This window comes from Micromonospora globbae (genome assembly GCF_003610785.1).
Lineage (GTDB): Bacteria > Actinomycetota > Actinomycetes > Mycobacteriales > Micromonosporaceae > Micromonospora > Micromonospora globbae.
The window spans coordinates 168,597-184,123 of the sequence record NZ_RAQQ01000008.1 but is presented as its reverse complement, the minus strand read 5'-3'; the positions used below and the strand labels follow the sequence as shown (position 1 = coordinate 184,123).

Genomic DNA, 15,527 nt, shown 5'->3' with positions numbered 1-15,527 from the left:
GATCTTCGTGGTGGCGCCGCCGGACGCGGTGCCGACCCCTTCTGCCAACACCACGTGTGAGGATCGATGCGGCCATTCAATGCCCTCGTGAGAAGTGCTCTTCGTGTCGTCGCGGTGACCGTGACGCTCGCCGGGACGGTCGTCGCCCTCCCGTCGTCGCCCGTGCAGGCGGCGATGACCGGTTTCCGGGCGGTCCAGAGCGCGAACGGCTGGGTCGACTTCGACGGCGACGGTCGTGCCGACACGTGCCAGATCGTCGGCGGCACCATGCTCTCCTGCGTCCGCTCGACCGGCACCGGTTTCACCGGAGCCGTGACGATGGTGGTCGATCCCGGTTACGGCGCGGGCCGGGCGTGGGCCGACTTCAACGGTGACGCCCGCGCCGATTACTGCCGGGTCGTGGGCAGCGGATACAAGAACCTCCGGTGCACCGTCTCGATGGGTACGCGCTACGGCGGCGACTTCACGTCCGGTGCCGTCGATCCGGGCTACGACGCCGGGCGGGCCTGGGCCGACTTCAACGGTGACGGCCGGTCGGACTTCTGCCGGATCGTCGGAGGGTGGGACAAGAGGGCACAGTGCACCCTGTCGACCGGCACCGGCTACGGCAGCACGATCACGTCCGCCGCGCTGGACCCCGGCTGGGACGCGGGGCGGAGCTGGGTGGACGTCAACGGCGACAACCGCGCCGACTACTGCCGGGTCGTCGGGAGCACGTCCCTGCAGTGCACCCTGTCGAACGGCAACTCGTTCGGGCAGACGTTCACCTCGGCGGCGCTCGACGCCGGCTACGACGACAGCCGCAGGTGGGCCGACGTCAACGGCGACAGCCGTGCGGACTACTGCCGCATCGTCGGCTCAGCGGTCTACGCCTCCACCACCGTCCGGTGCACGCTGTCGGCGGGCACCGCCTTCGGCGCCAGCTTCACCTCTCCCACCATGGACGCCGGCTACCCGGAAACCCAGGGCTGGGGCGACGTCAACGGTGACGGCCGCGACGACTACTGCCGCGTGATCGGCGGCACGTTCGCGCAGTGCACGCTCTCGAACGGGACGTCGTTCGGAAGCACCTTCGCCACCGCGGCGACCTCCGCCGGTTTCCACGGCTGGGTGGACGCCGACGGCGACGGCCGGGCCGACCACTGCCGCCGCGAGGCCTACAGCGCCGAGTGCGACCTGTCCACCGGGGCGAGCTTCGGGTCCAAGATCGCGAGTTCGTGGTGAGGCAGCCCGCGTGAGCTACGGAGAGGCCCCTCCGGTGCGGAGGAGGGGCCTCTCGGTTCGTCCATGCCGCTTCGGGCGCGAGGCGGGAGCGACCCCGCGGGCGACGGACCTCAGAGCTGCCCGACGGACGTGATCCGGACGACCGCCTCGCCGGCCTCGTCCGACGCGGCGAGGTCGACCTCGGCGCTGATGCCCCAGTCGTGGTCGCCCTCGGGGTCGTCGAGGATCTGCCGCACCGTCCAGGTCGAGCGGCCCTGCTCGATCATGAGCAGCGCCGGGCCGCGCGCGTCCGGGCCGGTGCCGATCGAGTCGTACGTCTCGAAGTACGGCTCGAGCGCGTCCGCCCAGGCGTCGGCGTCCCACCCGTCGCCGGCGTCGAGTTCCCCGAGGAGATCCCACCGGCGCAGGGCGGCCAGCTCGACCCGCCGGAACAGCGCGTTGCGCACCAGCACCCGGAACGCGCGGGTGTTCCGCGTCACCGCGGCGGGCCGGTCGTCGAGCGAGGCGGCGACCTCCTCGACGTCGGACGGGTTGCGCAGCCGCTCCCACTCGTCGATGAGGCTGGAGTCCACCTGCCGCACGAGTTCGCCGAGCCACTCGATGAGGTCGATGAGTTCCTCGGTCTTGGCGTCCTCGGGGACGGTCTGCCGCAGCGTCTTGTACGCGTCGGCGAGGTAGCGCAGCACCAGCCCCTCGGAGCGGGACAGCCCGTAGAACTGCACGTACTCGGGGAAGGTCATGGCCCGCTCGTACATGTCCCGGACGACGGACTTGGGGGAGAGCTGGTGGTCGGCCACCCACGGGTGCCCCTGCCGGTACATCTCGTACGCCGACTCGAGCAGCTCGGCGAGCGGCTTGGGCCAGGTCACCTCGTCGAGCAGTTCGAGGCGTGCCTCGTACTCGATGCCCTCGGCCTTCATGGCGGCGACCGCCTCGCCGCGCGCCTTGAACTGCTGCGCCGAGAGCACCTGCCGCGGGTCGTCGAGGATCGACTCGATGACCGAGAGCACGTCGAGGGCGTACGACGGGGACTCCCGGTCGAGCAGTTCGATGGCGGCCAGCGCGAGCGGGGAGAGCGGCTGGTTGAGCGCGAAGTCGAGCTGGAGGTCGACGGTGAGCCGTACCCGCCGCCCGGTCTCGTCCGGCTCGGGCAGCTCCTCGACGACGCCGCCGGCCTTCAGCGCCCGGTAGATCGCGATGGCCCGGCGGATGTGCCGGCGCTGGGCGGCCCGGTCCTCGTGGTTGTCGGTGAGCAGGTGCCGCATGGCGGCGAACGCGTCACCGGGCCGGCCGATGACGTTGAGCAGCATCGAGTGGCTGACCTGGAAGCTGGAGGTGAGCGGTTCCGGCTCGGCCTCGACGAGCCGTTCGAAGGTGGGCTTCCCCCAGCCGATCGACCCCTCGGGCGGCTTCTTCCTGACCACCTTGCGCCGCTTCTTCGGGTCGTCACCGGCCTTGGCGAGGGCCTTCTCGTTCTCGATGACGTGCTCCGGCGCCTGCACCACCACCCGGCCGATGGTGTCGAAGCCGGCCCGGCCGGCGCGGCCGGCGATCTGGTGGAACTCGCGGGCCTTGAGCAGCCGGGTACGGGTGCCGTCGAACTTCGACAGGCCGGTGAACAGCACGGTGCGGATCGGCACGTTGATGCCGACGCCCAGCGTGTCGGTGCCGCAGATGACCTTGAGCAGCCCGGCCTGGGCGAGGGTCTCCACGAGGCGGCGGTACTTGGGCAGCATGCCGGCGTGGTGCACGCCGATGCCGTGCCGGACCAGCCGGGACAGCGTCCTGCCGAAGCCGGAGGTGAAGCGGAAGTTCCCGATCGCCTGCGCGATCATGTCCTTCTCGGCCCGGGTGCAGACGTTGACGCTCATCAGGGCCTGGGCGCGCTCCAGGGCGGCGGCCTGGGTGAAGTGCACGACGTAGACCGGGGCCTGCTTCGTCTCCAGCAGCTCCTCCAGGGTCTCGTGCAGCGGCGTCATGGCGTACGAGAAGAGGAGCGGGACGGGCCGCTCGGCCGAGCGGACGACGGCGGTCGGCCGCCCGGTGCGCCGCGTGAGGTCGTCGACGAAGCGGGTGGTGTCGCCGAGCGTCGCGGACATGAGGATGAACTGTGCCTGCGGCAGCTCGATGAGCGGCACCTGCCAGGCCCAGCCGCGGTCCGGCTCGGCGTAGAAGTGGAACTCGTCCATGACGACCTGGCCGACGTCGGCGCGGGCGCCCTCCCGCAGGGCCAGGTTGGCGAGGATCTCGGCGGTGCAGCAGATGACCGGCGCGTCGGCGTTGACGCTGGCGTCGCCGGTGAGCATGCCGACGTTCTCGGCGCCGAAGATCTCGCACAGGGCGAAGAACTTCTCCGACACGAGGGCCTTGATCGGGGCCGTGTAGAAGGTGGTGCGGTCGTCGGCGAGGGCCGCGAAGTGCGCCGCGGCGGCGACCAGGCTCTTCCCCGAGCCGGTCGGCGTGTTCATGATGACGTTGGCGCCGGAGACGATCTCGATGACCGCCTCCTCCTGGTGGGGGTAGAGGTCGAGGCCGCGTTCCTTGGCCCAGCCGGCGAACGTGTCGAAGAGGGTGTCGGGGTCGGCGGTGGCGGGTAGCGCGGCGGTGAGCGTCATAGCCCGTCAATGGTGCCTGGATCATGGCCACCCGCGCCAACCGGGTGGTGGCGGGTGTCGGCAGGGGCCCTCAGGCGGTGGAGGGCGGCCCCGCCTGAGACGCGGGCCCCGCCGGCTGACCGGCGGGTGTGCGGCGGCGGTAGATCAGGTCGGCCACCGGGCGGCCGGCGAGCAGCGCCCGCCGCTCGAACTTCGTGACGGGGCGGTGGGCCGGGCGTGGGGCGAAGCCGTCGTGGGTGTTCACGAGCTCGGGGTCGGCGTCGAGCGTCTCCCGCATCGCCTCGGCGTACTCGGCCCAGTCGGTGGCGCAGTGGATCGTCCCGCCCGGCGCCAACCGGCTGCGCAGCAGCGCCACGTGCGCCGGCTGGATGAGCCGCCGCTTGTGGTGCCGGGCCTTGGGCCACGGGTCCGGGAAGAAGACGTGCACGGCGTCGAGCGACCCGGCCGGCAGCCGGCGCACCAGCTCCAGGGCGTCGCCGCGGGCCACCCGGACGTTGCGCAGGCCGTGCCGCTCCACGAGGTCGAGGAGGTTGGCGATTCCGGGCGTGTGCACCTCTACCGCCAGATAATCTCGATCCGGATCGGCGCCGGCCATCGCCGCGGTGGTCTCGCCCATACCCGAACCGATCTCCAGCACCACCGGGGCCGCGCGCCCGAACAGCTCGGCCGGGTCGATCGGGGCGCCGGGTCCGTCCGGCACCGGAAGGCCGTACGCCGTGAAGAGCCGGTCCAGCGCGTCCGCCTGCCGACCCGTCATCCGGCCCCGGCGGGGATGGAAGGTACGGATCGTCCGCAGCGGCGGGCGCGGCACGGCGGCGGTGGGGTCGTGGTCGGTGGAGGTCACAGCGACCCGAGCGTACGCGACCGTCCCGCCGGATCGGATGTGATGTACGACCAGGGATGAGAGGATCCATCTCGTACGGCAGACCGGGCTTCTCCGCTGCCCGGCACGGGTGAACGGCGTCGGGAGGGGGCATCGGCATGACCCGCGGTGAGTTCGCCCTGTCGGCCGTGATCGCCGGCCTCGTGATGGCCGTCGCCGCCAACCAGGAGGCGCCCCGGGAGGGTGCGGCCCCCGCGTACGTCGACGCGTCGCCCGCCGCGCTGGCGCAGGCCGCGCCGACGCCGGGCCCCCCGGAGCACACCGCGCCCGCGCCGCGCTGGCCGGAGGACGGCGGCGCGGACGCCGAGGTGGAGGCCGACCCGGTCGCCGCGCCCCAGCCCAGCCCGATCGTGGACGTGTTCGTGGAGGTCAGCCCCAGCACCGTCCAGCCGGGATTCCTCGTCGGTATCAAGGCCAGCTGCCACGACAACTCGGTGCCCGCGATCGTCGCGTCCGACGCGTTCGGCCGGGTGCAGGTGCAGCCGCAGCGGGGGCTGCTCACCGCCGCGCCGATGGTGCGGGAGCGCGTCCGTCCGGGCAACTACCGGGTCAAGCTCGAGTGCCGGGACGGCGCGACCGCCTCGACGATGCTGCAGGTGGTGAAGGGTACGCCGCCGCCCAGCCGTGGCCCGGCCACCGGGTTCGGCGGCACGGCCGGTGGCCTTCCCGGTGGCCTGCTGCTCCCCGGCGGCGTGGCGCTGACCATCGTCGGCGCGATCCTCGCCGTGGCGGCGTTGCGCCGCCCCCGTACCGTCCGCGTCCGCCGCTGAGGTCCGCCATGGTCACCCAGCGCCCCGCCCGACCGCCCGTCGAGGGTCGGCCGCCCGTCGGCCGCCTGCCCGCCCGCCGGCCGTCCTCCGCCGGCCGGCCGCGCGGGCGCAGCCCGTGGACGGTGCCGTTGGCGATCGTGTTCGTGCTGGCCGGGGTCTTCGCCACGGGAGCGGGCCTGGGTCGCACGGTCCCGCTGGAGTGGGCGTCGAGCAGCGGGGACCGGTCGTCGCGGGAGGAAGGCGACGCCCTGCGGGCCAGCCGGCCGGTACGCCTCGTGGTGCCGGCGATCGAGGTGTCCGCGCCGGTGGCGCCGGTCGGGCAGGCCCGCGACGGCTCGATCGCCGTACCTCCGCTGGAGCGGCACAACGAGACCGGCTGGTACGACCGGGGGCCGACGCCGGGCGAGCCGGGCCCCGCGGTGATCGTCGGGCACGTCGACACCCGGGAGGGCCCGTCAGTTTTCTACGACCTGGGCAAGCTGAAGGCGGGCGACACCGTCGAGGTGACCCGGGCCGATCGGTCGGTGCTGACGTTCCGGATCGACTCGGTGGAGCGGTTCCCGAAGGACCGGCTGCCGGCCGACCGGGTGTACGGCCGCGACGGGCCACCTCAGCTGGTGCTCATCACCTGCGGCGGGGACTTCGTCGGCGGCCGCACGGGCTACGCCGACAACGTCATCGCGTTCGCCTCCCTGGCGGACACCCGGGCCACCTGACCGGCCCGCGGGCCGCGCGGAACCCGGAAGCCGGCGTCACGGGACCTGCTGGACCACCTCGAACTCGAGCAGGGTGGCGCCGGTCGCGACCGGGCGCTGCTGCTGCTGCCCGCCGTGCGCCGCCCGGGACGGGCCGGCGGCCCAGGCCTGGTACGCCTCCTCCGACTCCCACTTCGTGTAGACGAAGTAGCGGGTCTCCCCGCCGACCGGTCGGAGCAGCTCGAACCCGAGGAAGCCGGGGGAGTTCTCCACGGCGCCGGCCCGCGCCGCGAAGCGCTTCTCCAGCTCCTCGCCCGCGCCGGGAGGGACGTCGATAGCGTTGATCTTCACGACTGCCATGCCCCCACCCTAACCAGGTCAGAACGTCTCGACGGCCGGCACCAGGTCGGCGTCGACGACGATCGGCGCGTGGTCGGAGGGCCCCTTGCCCTTGCGGGCCTCCCGGTCGACGTACGCGGAGCGGACCGCCCGGGCGAACGGCGCCGAGGCGTACACGAGGTCGATGCGCATGCCCTTGTTCTGGTGGAACATCCCGGCCCGGTAGTCCCAGTACGTGAACGGGTGGGGCCCCTTCATGGGCGTCGGCACGATGTCGGAGAGCCCCAGGTCGCGCAGCGCGGCCAGGGCGGCGCGTTCGGCCGGCGTGACGTGCGTGGAGTGGGTGAACACCGCCGGATCCCAGACGTCGGCGTCGGTCGGGGCCACGTTGAAGTCGCCGCAGACCGCCAGCGGCAACCCGCCGGTGAGCTCCTGGTCCAGCGCGTCGCGCAGCGCGGCGAGCCAGGCCAGCTTGTACGTGTAGTGCGGGTCGTCGGGCGTGCGGCCGTTCGGCACGTACACCGACCAGACCCGCAGTCCGTCGCAGGTGGCGGAGATGGCGCGTGCCTCCGGCTGCGGGAAGCCCGGCTCGCCGGGGAAGCCGACCGTCACGTCCGCCAGGCCGACGCGCGACAGCAGCGCCACCCCGTTCCACCGGCCGTCGCTGTGGCTGGCCACGGTGTAGCCCAGCTCGCCGACCTCCGCCACGGGGAAGGCCCCGTCCGGGCACTTCGTCTCCTGGAGGCAGACCACGTCCGGCTTCGTGCCGGCGAGCCAGTCGAGCAGCCGGGGGAGGCGGGCCTTCACCGAGTTCACGTTCCAGGTCGCCAGGCGCATGCCTCCAGCCTGCCGCATCCGCGGCCGGTGCGCCGCGTCAGCTGCCCGGGGTGTCGTTCGGGCGGCTCTGCTCGGCCAGGAACCGCTCCAGCTCGGCGGCGAGTTCCTCGGCGGTCGGCAGCGACCCCGACTCGGGGGCGAGCAGGTTCTTTCCGCCCCGGCCCCGGGCGAACGCGTCGTACTGCTCCTCGAGTGCCTGCACGAGCGCCGCGGCGTCCTCGCTCTGGGCGACCTGGCGGTCGATCTCGACGCGGACCACCTCGGCGGCCGAGCGCAGCCCGTCGCTGGGCAGCAGCAGGCCGGTGCTGCGGGACACCGAGGCGAGCAGCACCTCCGCGGCGGCCGGGTACTCGGTCTGGGCCACGTAGTGCGGCACGTGGGCGGCGAAGCCGACGGCGTCGCGGCCCATCTCGCCGAGGCGGTACTCGAGGAGGTGGCCGACGCTCCCCGGCACCTGCACCCGCTGCAACCACGGCTCGTGCCCGGCGATCAGCTCGCGGCGCGTCGCGTGGGCGGTCACCCCGGTGGGCCGGGTGTGCGGCACGGCCATCGGGATCGAGTTGAGCCCGACGGTGAGCCGGACGTCCAGCCGCGCGGAGAGTCCCGCCACCGCGGCCACGAAGCGCTCCCACTGCAGGTCCGGCTCGGGTCCGGTGAGCAGCAGGAACGGGGTGTCGTCGTCGTCGCGCAGCAGGTGCAGCTCGAGCTTCGGGGTGTCGTACGACTCCCAGTGGTCCTCGACGAAGGTCATCACCGGCCGCCGGGAGCGGTAGTCGAAGAGCTGGTCGAGGTCGAAGGTCGCGATCGGGCGGGACTCCAGCGAGCTGAACAGCTGCTCGCGGGCCAGCCGGCTGGCGCTCCCGGCGTCGACGAAGCCCGTGAGGGCCTGGATCAGGACCGGCTGTCCGAGGTCGGGCAGATCGTCGGTGAGCTCGTAGAGCTCGTGTGGGTCGAGCACCGGTGCGGACCTCCCTGGGATGTGCCTGCGAAGCGCCGCCGCGTGGCGCGGCGCCCGGTTCCGGCAACGTACCCGCCATCCTGGTGCATTCCTTCGCCGGGCGGTTCGTTCTCAATGAGTGATCTGGATGGGGCGAATTGCCGCATTCCGCCGGGCGGCGAGGGGCTGCCCCCCGATCGGTGGACGCTGCCTGGGCCGGACGACCGAGTTTAGTGATCGTGGACCGCCGCCCGGCGAGGTGTCCCGTTCCGGGTGACGCGCGACCGGCCCGCGCCCGGTGACCGTTGCGTCCCGGTCGCGAGGTCCGTCCGAGCGCGGCGCCGGACCTCCCGCCCTGTCCCCCCGACGGCCCGGATTCTGTGGTCAGGGCCACGAGATCACCCACGGTAATCATGGGATCCGCATGCCTAGCCTCGGCTGATGCGTGACGACCGCACCCTCGACGACTCGAACGCTCCCCTCGACCCCGATGTCCGTACGGATGACACATCCTCACCCGAACGGATGAGGTCGGGCCTCGCGGCCGCCCGTGCCTACCGCCGGCGCCTCGCCGCCGCGCCCGCCCGGGCGCGGACCGTGCTCGCCACCGCCCCCGCCCGGGCCCGGACCGTGCTCGCCGCCGCCCCGGGCCGGGCCGGGGTCGCGCTCGCCGCCGGCGTGGTGTGCTGCCTCGGCCTCGCCGCGTACGCGCAGACCGGCGACGACACGGCCGCCGTGGCGGCACGGTCCGACCTGGCGCAGCGCGCCCAGCAGGAGACCGCCTCCCGTGGGCAGGACCGGACGCCCGCCGCGACGTCGGCCCCGTCCCGCCCCGCGAAGGCCGCGCCCGCCTCGACCGACCCGGACACCGATCGGGACGCGCCGGAGGAGCCGGCGCCGGTGGCGGGGCTGACCGAGGCGCAGATGGAGAACGCCGAGGCCATCGTGCGGACCGGCCGGGAGATGGGCGTCCCCCGCCGGGCCCTGGTGATCGCGGTGGCCACCGCCATGCAGGAGAGCAACCTCTACAACTACGCCAGTGGCGTGCTGCCGGAGTCCCAGAAGTACCCGCACCAGGCCATCGGGTGGGACCACGACTCCGTCGGGCTCTTCCAGCAGCGGCCGAGCAGCGGCTGGGGGCCCGTCGACCGGCTGATGGACCCGGAGTTCGCCACCCGGCGGTTCCTCAGCGCCCTGGAGCAGGTGCCGGGCTGGCAGCAGATGCGGCTCACCGACGCGGCGCAGGCGGTGCAGGTGTCGGCGTACCCCGAGCACTACGCGAAGCACGAGTGGCGGGCGACCCGGGTCGTCGACGCCATCGTGCCCCCGGAGCGGTAGTCTTCGGACCACAGTGGACGGAAGCGGTCGGGGCGTCCCGGGCGCATCGGTTGTCGGTTCCGGGTACACATGAGTGAGGGCTCACCGGACACAGGAGGACCGAGATGTCTCTGCTCCAGCGGATCAGCACCTTCCTGCGCTCACCCCGAGGTCAGCAGCTCGTCGCGCGCGGCCGCCGCGAACTGGCCAAGCCCGAGACCCAGCGGAGGCTGCGCGGGCTGGCGGCGAAGTTGTCGAACCGTCGCTGACCCCACCGCGCGTCGTACCCGCCCGCTCACCCCTCGGGAGTACCTGTGACCGATCCCGTGCCCGCCGACGGCCAGCCGCCCGCTCCCACGCCGCAGCCCGCGGCGGCCGGGACCGCCGCCCAGGAGGCCCCCGAGGCGCCACCGGTCACCCTTTGGGACCGGATGCGGGCCGACCCGCAGTACGCGCCGGAGCACCTCGCCCTGGAGGCGGTGCGCCGGCTCGGCCCGGAGGCGGCCCAGTGGGCGCGGCGCGCCCGGGCGGAGCAGCCGGACGCGACGGCCGAGGACCTGGCCGAGCAGGCCGCCCGCAGGTTCGTCAACCGGGCGCGGCTGTCGGGCGCCGTCTCCGGCGCGGCGGGCCTGCCCGGCGCGGTGATCGACGTGGGCGTGCTCGCCTGGACCCAGGCCCGGATGGTGCTGCACATCGCCGCCGCGTACGGCGTCGACCCGCTGCACAGCGACCGCGCCACCGACCTGCTGGTCCTCCAACGGGTGCACAAGGTGGCCGAGAGCGCCCGGCTGGCCCTCGGGGTGGCGGCCGGGCGGGAACGCGCGGGCGCGCTGTTCGGCATGGGCGGGCAGGGCCACCTGGGGCGGGCGATGCTGCGCCTGGGCGTCCGGCTGGCCCAGATGGCCGGTGTGCGGGCGGCCAAGCGGGTCTTCGCGAAGGTCGTACCCGGGGCGGCGATCATCCTCGGCACCTGGGCCAACTCCTCGGCCACCACGGACCTCGCCGAGCGTTCCCGGGCGCTCTACCGGGGGCGGGCCGTCCCCGACCCGCGCCGCTAGCCCTCGCGCCCGGCCGGCGGGTCGCGCCGGGCCGCCGGTCGCGCCGGTCGCCCGGTTGCGCCGGACCGCCGGTCGCGCCGACGGCCGGAACGTCAGTCGGCGAGGCCCGAGGCCCGCCAGGCCACCTCGGCGAGCCGGTCCTGACCGGCCGCGTTCGGGTGGAACCAGTCCAGCCGGTTGACCAGGTCGAGGGTGAAGCGCACCCGGTGCACGGCCCCGCCGTCGTACCGGCAGCGCGACCCGTACGCCCGGCACGCCGCCCGCAACTGCGCGTTGTAGGCGTCGATGCGCTCGCGCACGGCGAGCCGGCGGGCCCGGTCGGCGGGCGCCGTCGAGGTCGGGTCGGCCAGCAGTGCCGGGCAGACACCCCGCCGCCAGGCGCGGACCGCCCGCGAATCGGTGTGCCCGACCTCCCAGAGGCGGTACAGGTCGGGGATGCTCACCACCAGCACCCGCGCCCGGGGGCGGCCGGTGCGCAGGACCCGCAGCCCCCGGTCCACGTCCGCCCGGAACTGCGCCACCGGCGTCATCTCCTCGACCCGGCCCCGGCAGGCGTCGTTCGCGCCGACCAGCACGGTCACGTGGTCGACGCGGTCGCGTACCGCCGCGCGGGCCTGGCCCTGCAGCGCCGCCGCCCGGGCACCCGGCCGCGCGTGGTTGTAGGCCTTCCCGCGGACGCCCGGGTCGCGGTCGAGCAGCCGCCGGTAGAGGCTGCGCACCCGCAGCCCGTCCCCGGTCGACCAGGAGTTGCGCTCGCACGAGGTGAGCACCAGGCAGGAGCCGAACCCCGTGCTGACCGAGTCGCCGAGGGCGGCGATCCCTCCGGAGCCGGCGGGTGGCGTGGTGCGCGGCGGGCGGGACGGACCGTCGCCGGCGCCCTCGCAGGCCAGCGCCACGAGCGCCGCGAGGCAGGCGACCGCGGTGACCCAGCGTCGAGGCATGTCCTTCCCCGTCCGGCGACTCCTGGCGGCAGCGCGGTCACTGTACGCGCTGACGAGGTAGCGGTGGGTGGCTGCTGTCGGCTATGCGGCACATCGGTGTCCAGGGTGGCCGCCGATGTGCTAGCCACCGCGGTCGGCCGTCCGGGTGACGCCGCGCCGAGGCTCGACACCCCGCGTACCCGGATGGAATTGTGGGGTGTGCCGCGGACGCCGGCCGGGGGCGAGGGAGGGTGACGGTGAGGATCGGCCTGCACTACTGGACCTTCACAATCCCGTCCGAACCGGAGATGATCGCCCCGACCCTCGCGCGCACCGCGCGGATCGCCGAGGACGCCGGGTTCGCCTCGTTCACCGTCATGGACCACTACTTCCAGATGGAGGCGACGGCGCCCGCCGACGAGCCGATGCTGGAGGCGTACACGACGCTCGGCTTCGTGGCCGCCCACACGGAGCGGATGACGCTCGGCGTGCTGGTCACCGGCGTGATGTACCGGTACCCGGGCCTGCTCGCGAAGATCGTCACGACCCTGGACGTGCTGTCCGGCGGCCGTGCCCGCCTGGGCATCGGCGCCTCGTGGTACGAGCGGGAGCAGCGGGGTCTCGGGGTGCCCGTGGTGCCGGTGGGTGAGCGGTTCGAGCGGCTGGAGGAGACCATCCAGATCTGCCTGCAGATGTGGAGCGGGAACAACGGCCCCTACGAGGGGCGGCACTACCGGTTGGCCGAGACCCTCTGCGTGCCCGCTCCGCTCCGGCGGCCCCACCCGCCCGTCATGATCGGCGGCGGCGGGGAGAAGAAGACCCTCCTGCTGGTCGCCCGGTACGCCGACTCGTGCAACCTCTTCGACACCGGCGCCGACGAGGTCCGCCACAAGCTCGACGTGCTCCGCGCGCACTGCGCGGCCGAGGGACGCGACTACGACAGCATCGAGAAGACCCTGGTCATGCGGGTGCCGCCCCTGGACGAGCCGGAGGCGTTCCTCACCGCGGTCCGGGAGTACGCCGCGCTCGGCGTTACCGAGATCCAGGTGACCCCGGACCGGCACCCCGCCGAGTTCGCCGAGCAGGTCGGCGAGCGGATCGTGCCGCGGCTCGCCGAGATCGGCTGAGCCGGCCCCACGGGTCGACCACACCGGTTAGGCCCGGCCGTCGCGGGGTAGGTCGGGGGAATGACGAGATCGCAGCCCCGGCGTGCCCGCGGCACGGTCGGGCACGCCTACAGCGCGCTGAACCTCCGGCTCGCGCTCGCCGGCTTCGGCCTTGTGATCATGGCGATCTTCGCGGTGCTGGCGTTCCTGGCGGACCTGGCGTGGCTGGGCGCGGTCTGCGCGTTCTTCGCGGTGGTCGCCGTCGTCGACCTGGTCATCATCCAGCGCCGCCGCGCCGCCCGCCGTCGCGAGGAGCCGGGCGCACGGCACTCGCTGTTCGAGTGACAGGAGGACGAGATGCCCATCGCCACGACCAACCCCGCCACCGGACAGGTGCTCAAGACGTACGACCCCATGTCCGCCGAACAGATCGACGCCGCCATCGAGCGGGCCGACCTGGCGTACCGGCAGCTGGGCCGCACCACGCTCGACCAGCGGGCCGGCTGGATGAACGCGGCGGCGGACCTGCTGGACGCCGAGCGGGACGAGATCGCCCGGATCATGACGACCGAGATGGGCAAGACGTACGCCTCGGCGAAGGCCGAGGTGACCAAGTGCGCCACGGCGGCGCGCTTCTACGCCGCCCACGCGGCCGAGTTCCTCGCCGACGAGCCGGCCGACGCCGCCGCGGTGAGCGCGGCCCGCGCGTTCGTCCGCTACCAGCCGATCGGCCCGGTGCTCGCCGTGATGCCGTGGAACTTCCCGCTGTGGCAGGTGATGCGGTTCGCCGCGCCGGCGTTGATGGCCGGCAACACCGGGCTGCTCAAGCACGCCTCGAACGTGCCGCAGACGGCGCTGCTGCTGGAGGACCTGTTCCGTCGCGCCGGCTTCCCGGAGGGGGCGTTCACCACGCTGCTCGTGGGGTCGGAGGCCGTCGACCAGATCCTCAGCGATCCGCGTGTCCGCGCCGCCACGCTGACCGGCAGCGAGGGCGCCGGCCGCTCGATCGCGCAGATCGCCGGCCGGGAGCTGAAGAAGACCGTGCTGGAACTGGGCGGCAGCGACCCGTTCGTGGTGATGCCGTCGGCCGACCTCGACAAGGCCGCCGAGGTGGCCACGACGGCGCGCTGCCAGAACAACGGCCAGTCCTGTATCGCGGCGAAGCGGTTCATCGTGCACGCCGACGTCTTCGACGCCTTCGCCGAGAAGTTCGCGGCCAACATGGCGGCGCTGCGGGTCGGCGACCCGATGGACGAGCAGACCGACGTGGGGCCCCTCGCGAGCGAGCGCGGTCGCGACGAGGTGCACGCCCAGGTCCGGGACGCGGTCGAGAAGGGCGCCACGGTGCTGGTCGGCGGCGAGCCGCCCGCCGGTGACGGCTGGTGGTACCCGCCGACCGTGGTCACCGGCCTCACCCCGGAGATGCGGATGTGGCACGAGGAGGTGTTCGGTCCGGTCGCCGGCCTGTTCCGGGTGTCGTCGTACGACGAGGCGATCGAGGTGGCCAACGGCACCACCTTCGGGCTCGGGTCGAACGCCTGGACCCGGGACGAGGACGAGCAGGCGCGCTTCGCGACCGACCTGGACGCCGGCAACGTGTTCATCAACGGGATGACCACCTCGTTCCCCGAACTGCCCTTCGGCGGGGTGAAGAACTCCGGGTACGGCCGGGAGCTGTCCGCGCTGGGCATGCGGGAGTTCTGCAACACCAAGACGGTCTGGGTGGGCGAGGGCGCCGGCTCCGTCGGACCGGCGGGCGCGCACGCCGAGTAGTCCCGCGCGACGCGCCCAGCTTTAGCCGGACACCGTCCTGGGTAGGGAACGCACCCATGACGGTGTTCGGCTTCCACGCGTCCCACGAGCAGATCCACCCCCGCGCCCTGTTGGACGCGGTGGTCCACGCCGAGCGGGTCGGCTTCGACGCCGCCATGTGTTCGGACCACTTCTCGCCGTGGAGCGCCCGGCAGGGCCACTCGGGGTTCGCGTGGTCCTGGCTCGGGGCCGCGCTCCAGGCCACCGGGCTGCCGTTCGGCGTGGTGAACGCCCCCGGCCAGCGGTACCACCCGGCGGTCGTGGCCCAGGCGATCGGCACGCTCGCGGCGATGTACCCGGGCCGGTTCTGGGCGGCCCTGGGCACGGGGGAGGCCAGCAACGAGCACGTCACCGGCGACGGCTGGCCCCGCAAGTCGGTCCGCGCCGCCCGGCTGCGCGAGTGCGTCGACGTGATCCGGGCGCTGCTGGCGGGGGAGGAGGTCAGCCACGACGGCCTGGTCCGGGTGGACCGGGCACGGCTGTGGACCCGGCCCGAGCGGCCCCCGGCGCTGCTCGGCGCGGCCGTGAGCGTGCCCACGGCCCGCTGGTGCGCGGGGTGGGCGGACGGGCTCATCACGGTGAACGCGCCGGTGGAGCACCTGCGCCGGATGATCGACGCCTACCGCGACGCCGGTGGCCGCGGGCCGCTGCACCTTCAGGTGCACCTCAGCTGGGCGCCGGACCAGGCCGAGGCGGAGGCCGTCGCGTACGACCAGTGGCGCAGCAACGTCTTCGCGCCGCCGGTCTGCTGGGACCTGGAGACCGCCGAGCACTTCGACGTGGTGTCGGCCGACGTGCCCATGGAGCGGGTGGCCCGTGTGGTCAACGTCTCGGCGGACCTGGGCCGGCACGTCGGCTGGCTGGAGGAGTACGTGGCGCTGGGCTTCGACCAGATCGCGCTGCACCACGTCGGGCAGGAGCAGCGGGCGTTCCTCGACGCGTTCGGCGCCGAGGTGCTGCCGAAGCTGGGCGCCCGGTGACGGTGTGACCGACGACCGACCGGCCGGTGGCGGA

Annotated in this window: 15 protein-coding genes and 1 pseudogene; 10 read left to right on the top strand and 6 right to left on the bottom strand. The window is 73.7% G+C overall.

Features of this window, described 5'->3' with window-relative positions; translation table 11 throughout:
- The first annotated feature begins 87 nt into the window (after positions 1 to 87).
- Positions 88 to 1,224, top strand: coding sequence for a hypothetical protein (locus D7I43_RS13455; RefSeq protein ID WP_147427247.1), 1,137 nt, complete (start codon positions 88 to 90; stop codon positions 1,222 to 1,224).
- 110 nt (positions 1,225 to 1,334) lie between these two features.
- Here the strand turns inward: D7I43_RS13455 and D7I43_RS13450 are convergent, their stop codons facing one another.
- Together D7I43_RS13450 and trmB are read right to left on the bottom strand one after the other, a co-directional pair.
- Positions 1,335 to 3,839 (bottom strand): DEAD/DEAH box helicase, encoded by a 2,505-nt coding sequence (locus tag D7I43_RS13450; protein ID WP_120328813.1) that lies wholly within the window; start codon positions 3,837 to 3,839, stop codon positions 1,335 to 1,337.
- A 133-nt stretch (positions 3,840 to 3,972) separates the two neighbouring features.
- Positions 3,973 to 4,683: pseudogene (trmB, locus tag D7I43_RS13445) on the bottom strand (tRNA (guanosine(46)-N7)-methyltransferase TrmB); the annotation flags it as partial.
- A gap of 137 nt (positions 4,684 to 4,820) precedes the next feature.
- Between trmB and D7I43_RS13440 the strand changes: the two are divergent.
- Together D7I43_RS13440 and D7I43_RS13435 are read left to right on the top strand one after the other, a co-directional pair.
- The gene (locus D7I43_RS13440) at positions 4,821 to 5,492 is read left to right on the top strand and encodes a hypothetical protein (protein ID WP_120328812.1); all 672 of its coding nucleotides are present in this window, start codon (positions 4,821 to 4,823) and stop codon (positions 5,490 to 5,492) included.
- Between the two features lie 8 nt (positions 5,493 to 5,500).
- Entirely contained in the window at positions 5,501 to 6,208 is a 708-nt protein-coding gene (locus D7I43_RS13435; protein WP_120328811.1) for a class F sortase, read from the top strand.
- A 36-nt stretch (positions 6,209 to 6,244) separates the two neighbouring features.
- Here the strand turns inward: D7I43_RS13435 and D7I43_RS13430 are convergent, their stop codons facing one another.
- Genes D7I43_RS13430 through D7I43_RS13420 form a run of 3 tightly spaced genes read right to left on the bottom strand, consistent with a single transcriptional unit; the run spans position 6,245 to position 8,321 of the window.
- Positions 6,245 to 6,547 (bottom strand): antibiotic biosynthesis monooxygenase family protein, encoded by a 303-nt coding sequence (locus D7I43_RS13430; protein ID WP_120328810.1) that lies wholly within the window; start codon positions 6,545 to 6,547, stop codon positions 6,245 to 6,247.
- An 18-nt stretch (positions 6,548 to 6,565) separates the two neighbouring features.
- Positions 6,566 to 7,363 (bottom strand): exodeoxyribonuclease III, encoded by a 798-nt coding sequence (locus D7I43_RS13425; RefSeq protein ID WP_120328809.1) that lies wholly within the window; start codon positions 7,361 to 7,363, stop codon positions 6,566 to 6,568.
- Between the two features lie 37 nt (positions 7,364 to 7,400).
- Positions 7,401 to 8,321 carry a proteasome assembly chaperone family protein gene (locus D7I43_RS13420; RefSeq protein WP_120328808.1) on the bottom strand — a complete coding sequence of 307 codons (921 nt, stop codon included), beginning with the start codon at positions 8,319 to 8,321 and terminating at the stop codon, positions 7,401 to 7,403.
- A gap of 420 nt (positions 8,322 to 8,741) precedes the next feature.
- On the opposite strand from D7I43_RS13420, the gene D7I43_RS13415 reads away from it, so the two are divergent.
- The 3 genes from D7I43_RS13415 (at position 8,742) to D7I43_RS13410 (ending at position 10,675) form a co-directional block, all read left to right on the top strand.
- Positions 8,742 to 9,638 carry a peptidase M23 gene (locus D7I43_RS13415; protein WP_120328807.1) on the top strand — a complete coding sequence of 299 codons (897 nt, stop codon included), beginning with the start codon at positions 8,742 to 8,744 and terminating at the stop codon, positions 9,636 to 9,638.
- A 104-nt stretch (positions 9,639 to 9,742) separates the two neighbouring features.
- On the top strand, positions 9,743 to 9,886 hold the full coding sequence (locus D7I43_RS33030; protein ID WP_192902142.1) for a hypothetical protein: 144 nt from the start codon (positions 9,743 to 9,745) through the stop codon (positions 9,884 to 9,886).
- A gap of 45 nt (positions 9,887 to 9,931) precedes the next feature.
- Positions 9,932 to 10,675 carry an EcsC family protein gene (locus tag D7I43_RS13410; protein WP_120328806.1) on the top strand — a complete coding sequence of 248 codons (744 nt, stop codon included), beginning with the start codon at positions 9,932 to 9,934 and terminating at the stop codon, positions 10,673 to 10,675.
- 92 nt (positions 10,676 to 10,767) lie between these two features.
- On the opposite strand, the gene D7I43_RS13405 is transcribed toward D7I43_RS13410, so the two are convergent.
- Positions 10,768 to 11,616: an SGNH/GDSL hydrolase family protein gene (locus D7I43_RS13405; RefSeq protein ID WP_120328805.1), complete on the bottom strand. Its 849-nt coding sequence runs from the start codon at positions 11,614 to 11,616 to the stop codon at positions 10,768 to 10,770.
- 236 nt (positions 11,617 to 11,852) lie between these two features.
- Between D7I43_RS13405 and D7I43_RS13400 the strand changes: the two genes are divergently transcribed.
- From D7I43_RS13400 to D7I43_RS13385, 4 genes are read left to right on the top strand one after another with little or no spacing between them, the layout of a single operon-like run.
- Positions 11,853 to 12,722 carry an LLM class F420-dependent oxidoreductase gene (locus D7I43_RS13400; protein WP_120328900.1) on the top strand — a complete coding sequence of 290 codons (870 nt, stop codon included), beginning with the start codon at positions 11,853 to 11,855 and terminating at the stop codon, positions 12,720 to 12,722.
- 60 nt (positions 12,723 to 12,782) lie between these two features.
- Positions 12,783 to 13,046: a DUF6343 family protein gene (locus D7I43_RS13395; protein ID WP_120328804.1), complete on the top strand. Its 264-nt coding sequence runs from the start codon at positions 12,783 to 12,785 to the stop codon at positions 13,044 to 13,046.
- Between the two features lie 12 nt (positions 13,047 to 13,058).
- A complete protein-coding gene (locus tag D7I43_RS13390; protein ID WP_120328803.1) occupies positions 13,059 to 14,474 on the top strand; it encodes an NADP-dependent succinic semialdehyde dehydrogenase in 1,416 nt (471 codons plus the stop codon).
- 56 nt (positions 14,475 to 14,530) lie between these two features.
- Positions 14,531 to 15,493: a TIGR03885 family FMN-dependent LLM class oxidoreductase gene (locus D7I43_RS13385; RefSeq protein WP_120328802.1), complete on the top strand. Its 963-nt coding sequence runs from the start codon at positions 14,531 to 14,533 to the stop codon at positions 15,491 to 15,493.
- Positions 15,494 to 15,527: the final 34 nt, after the last annotated feature.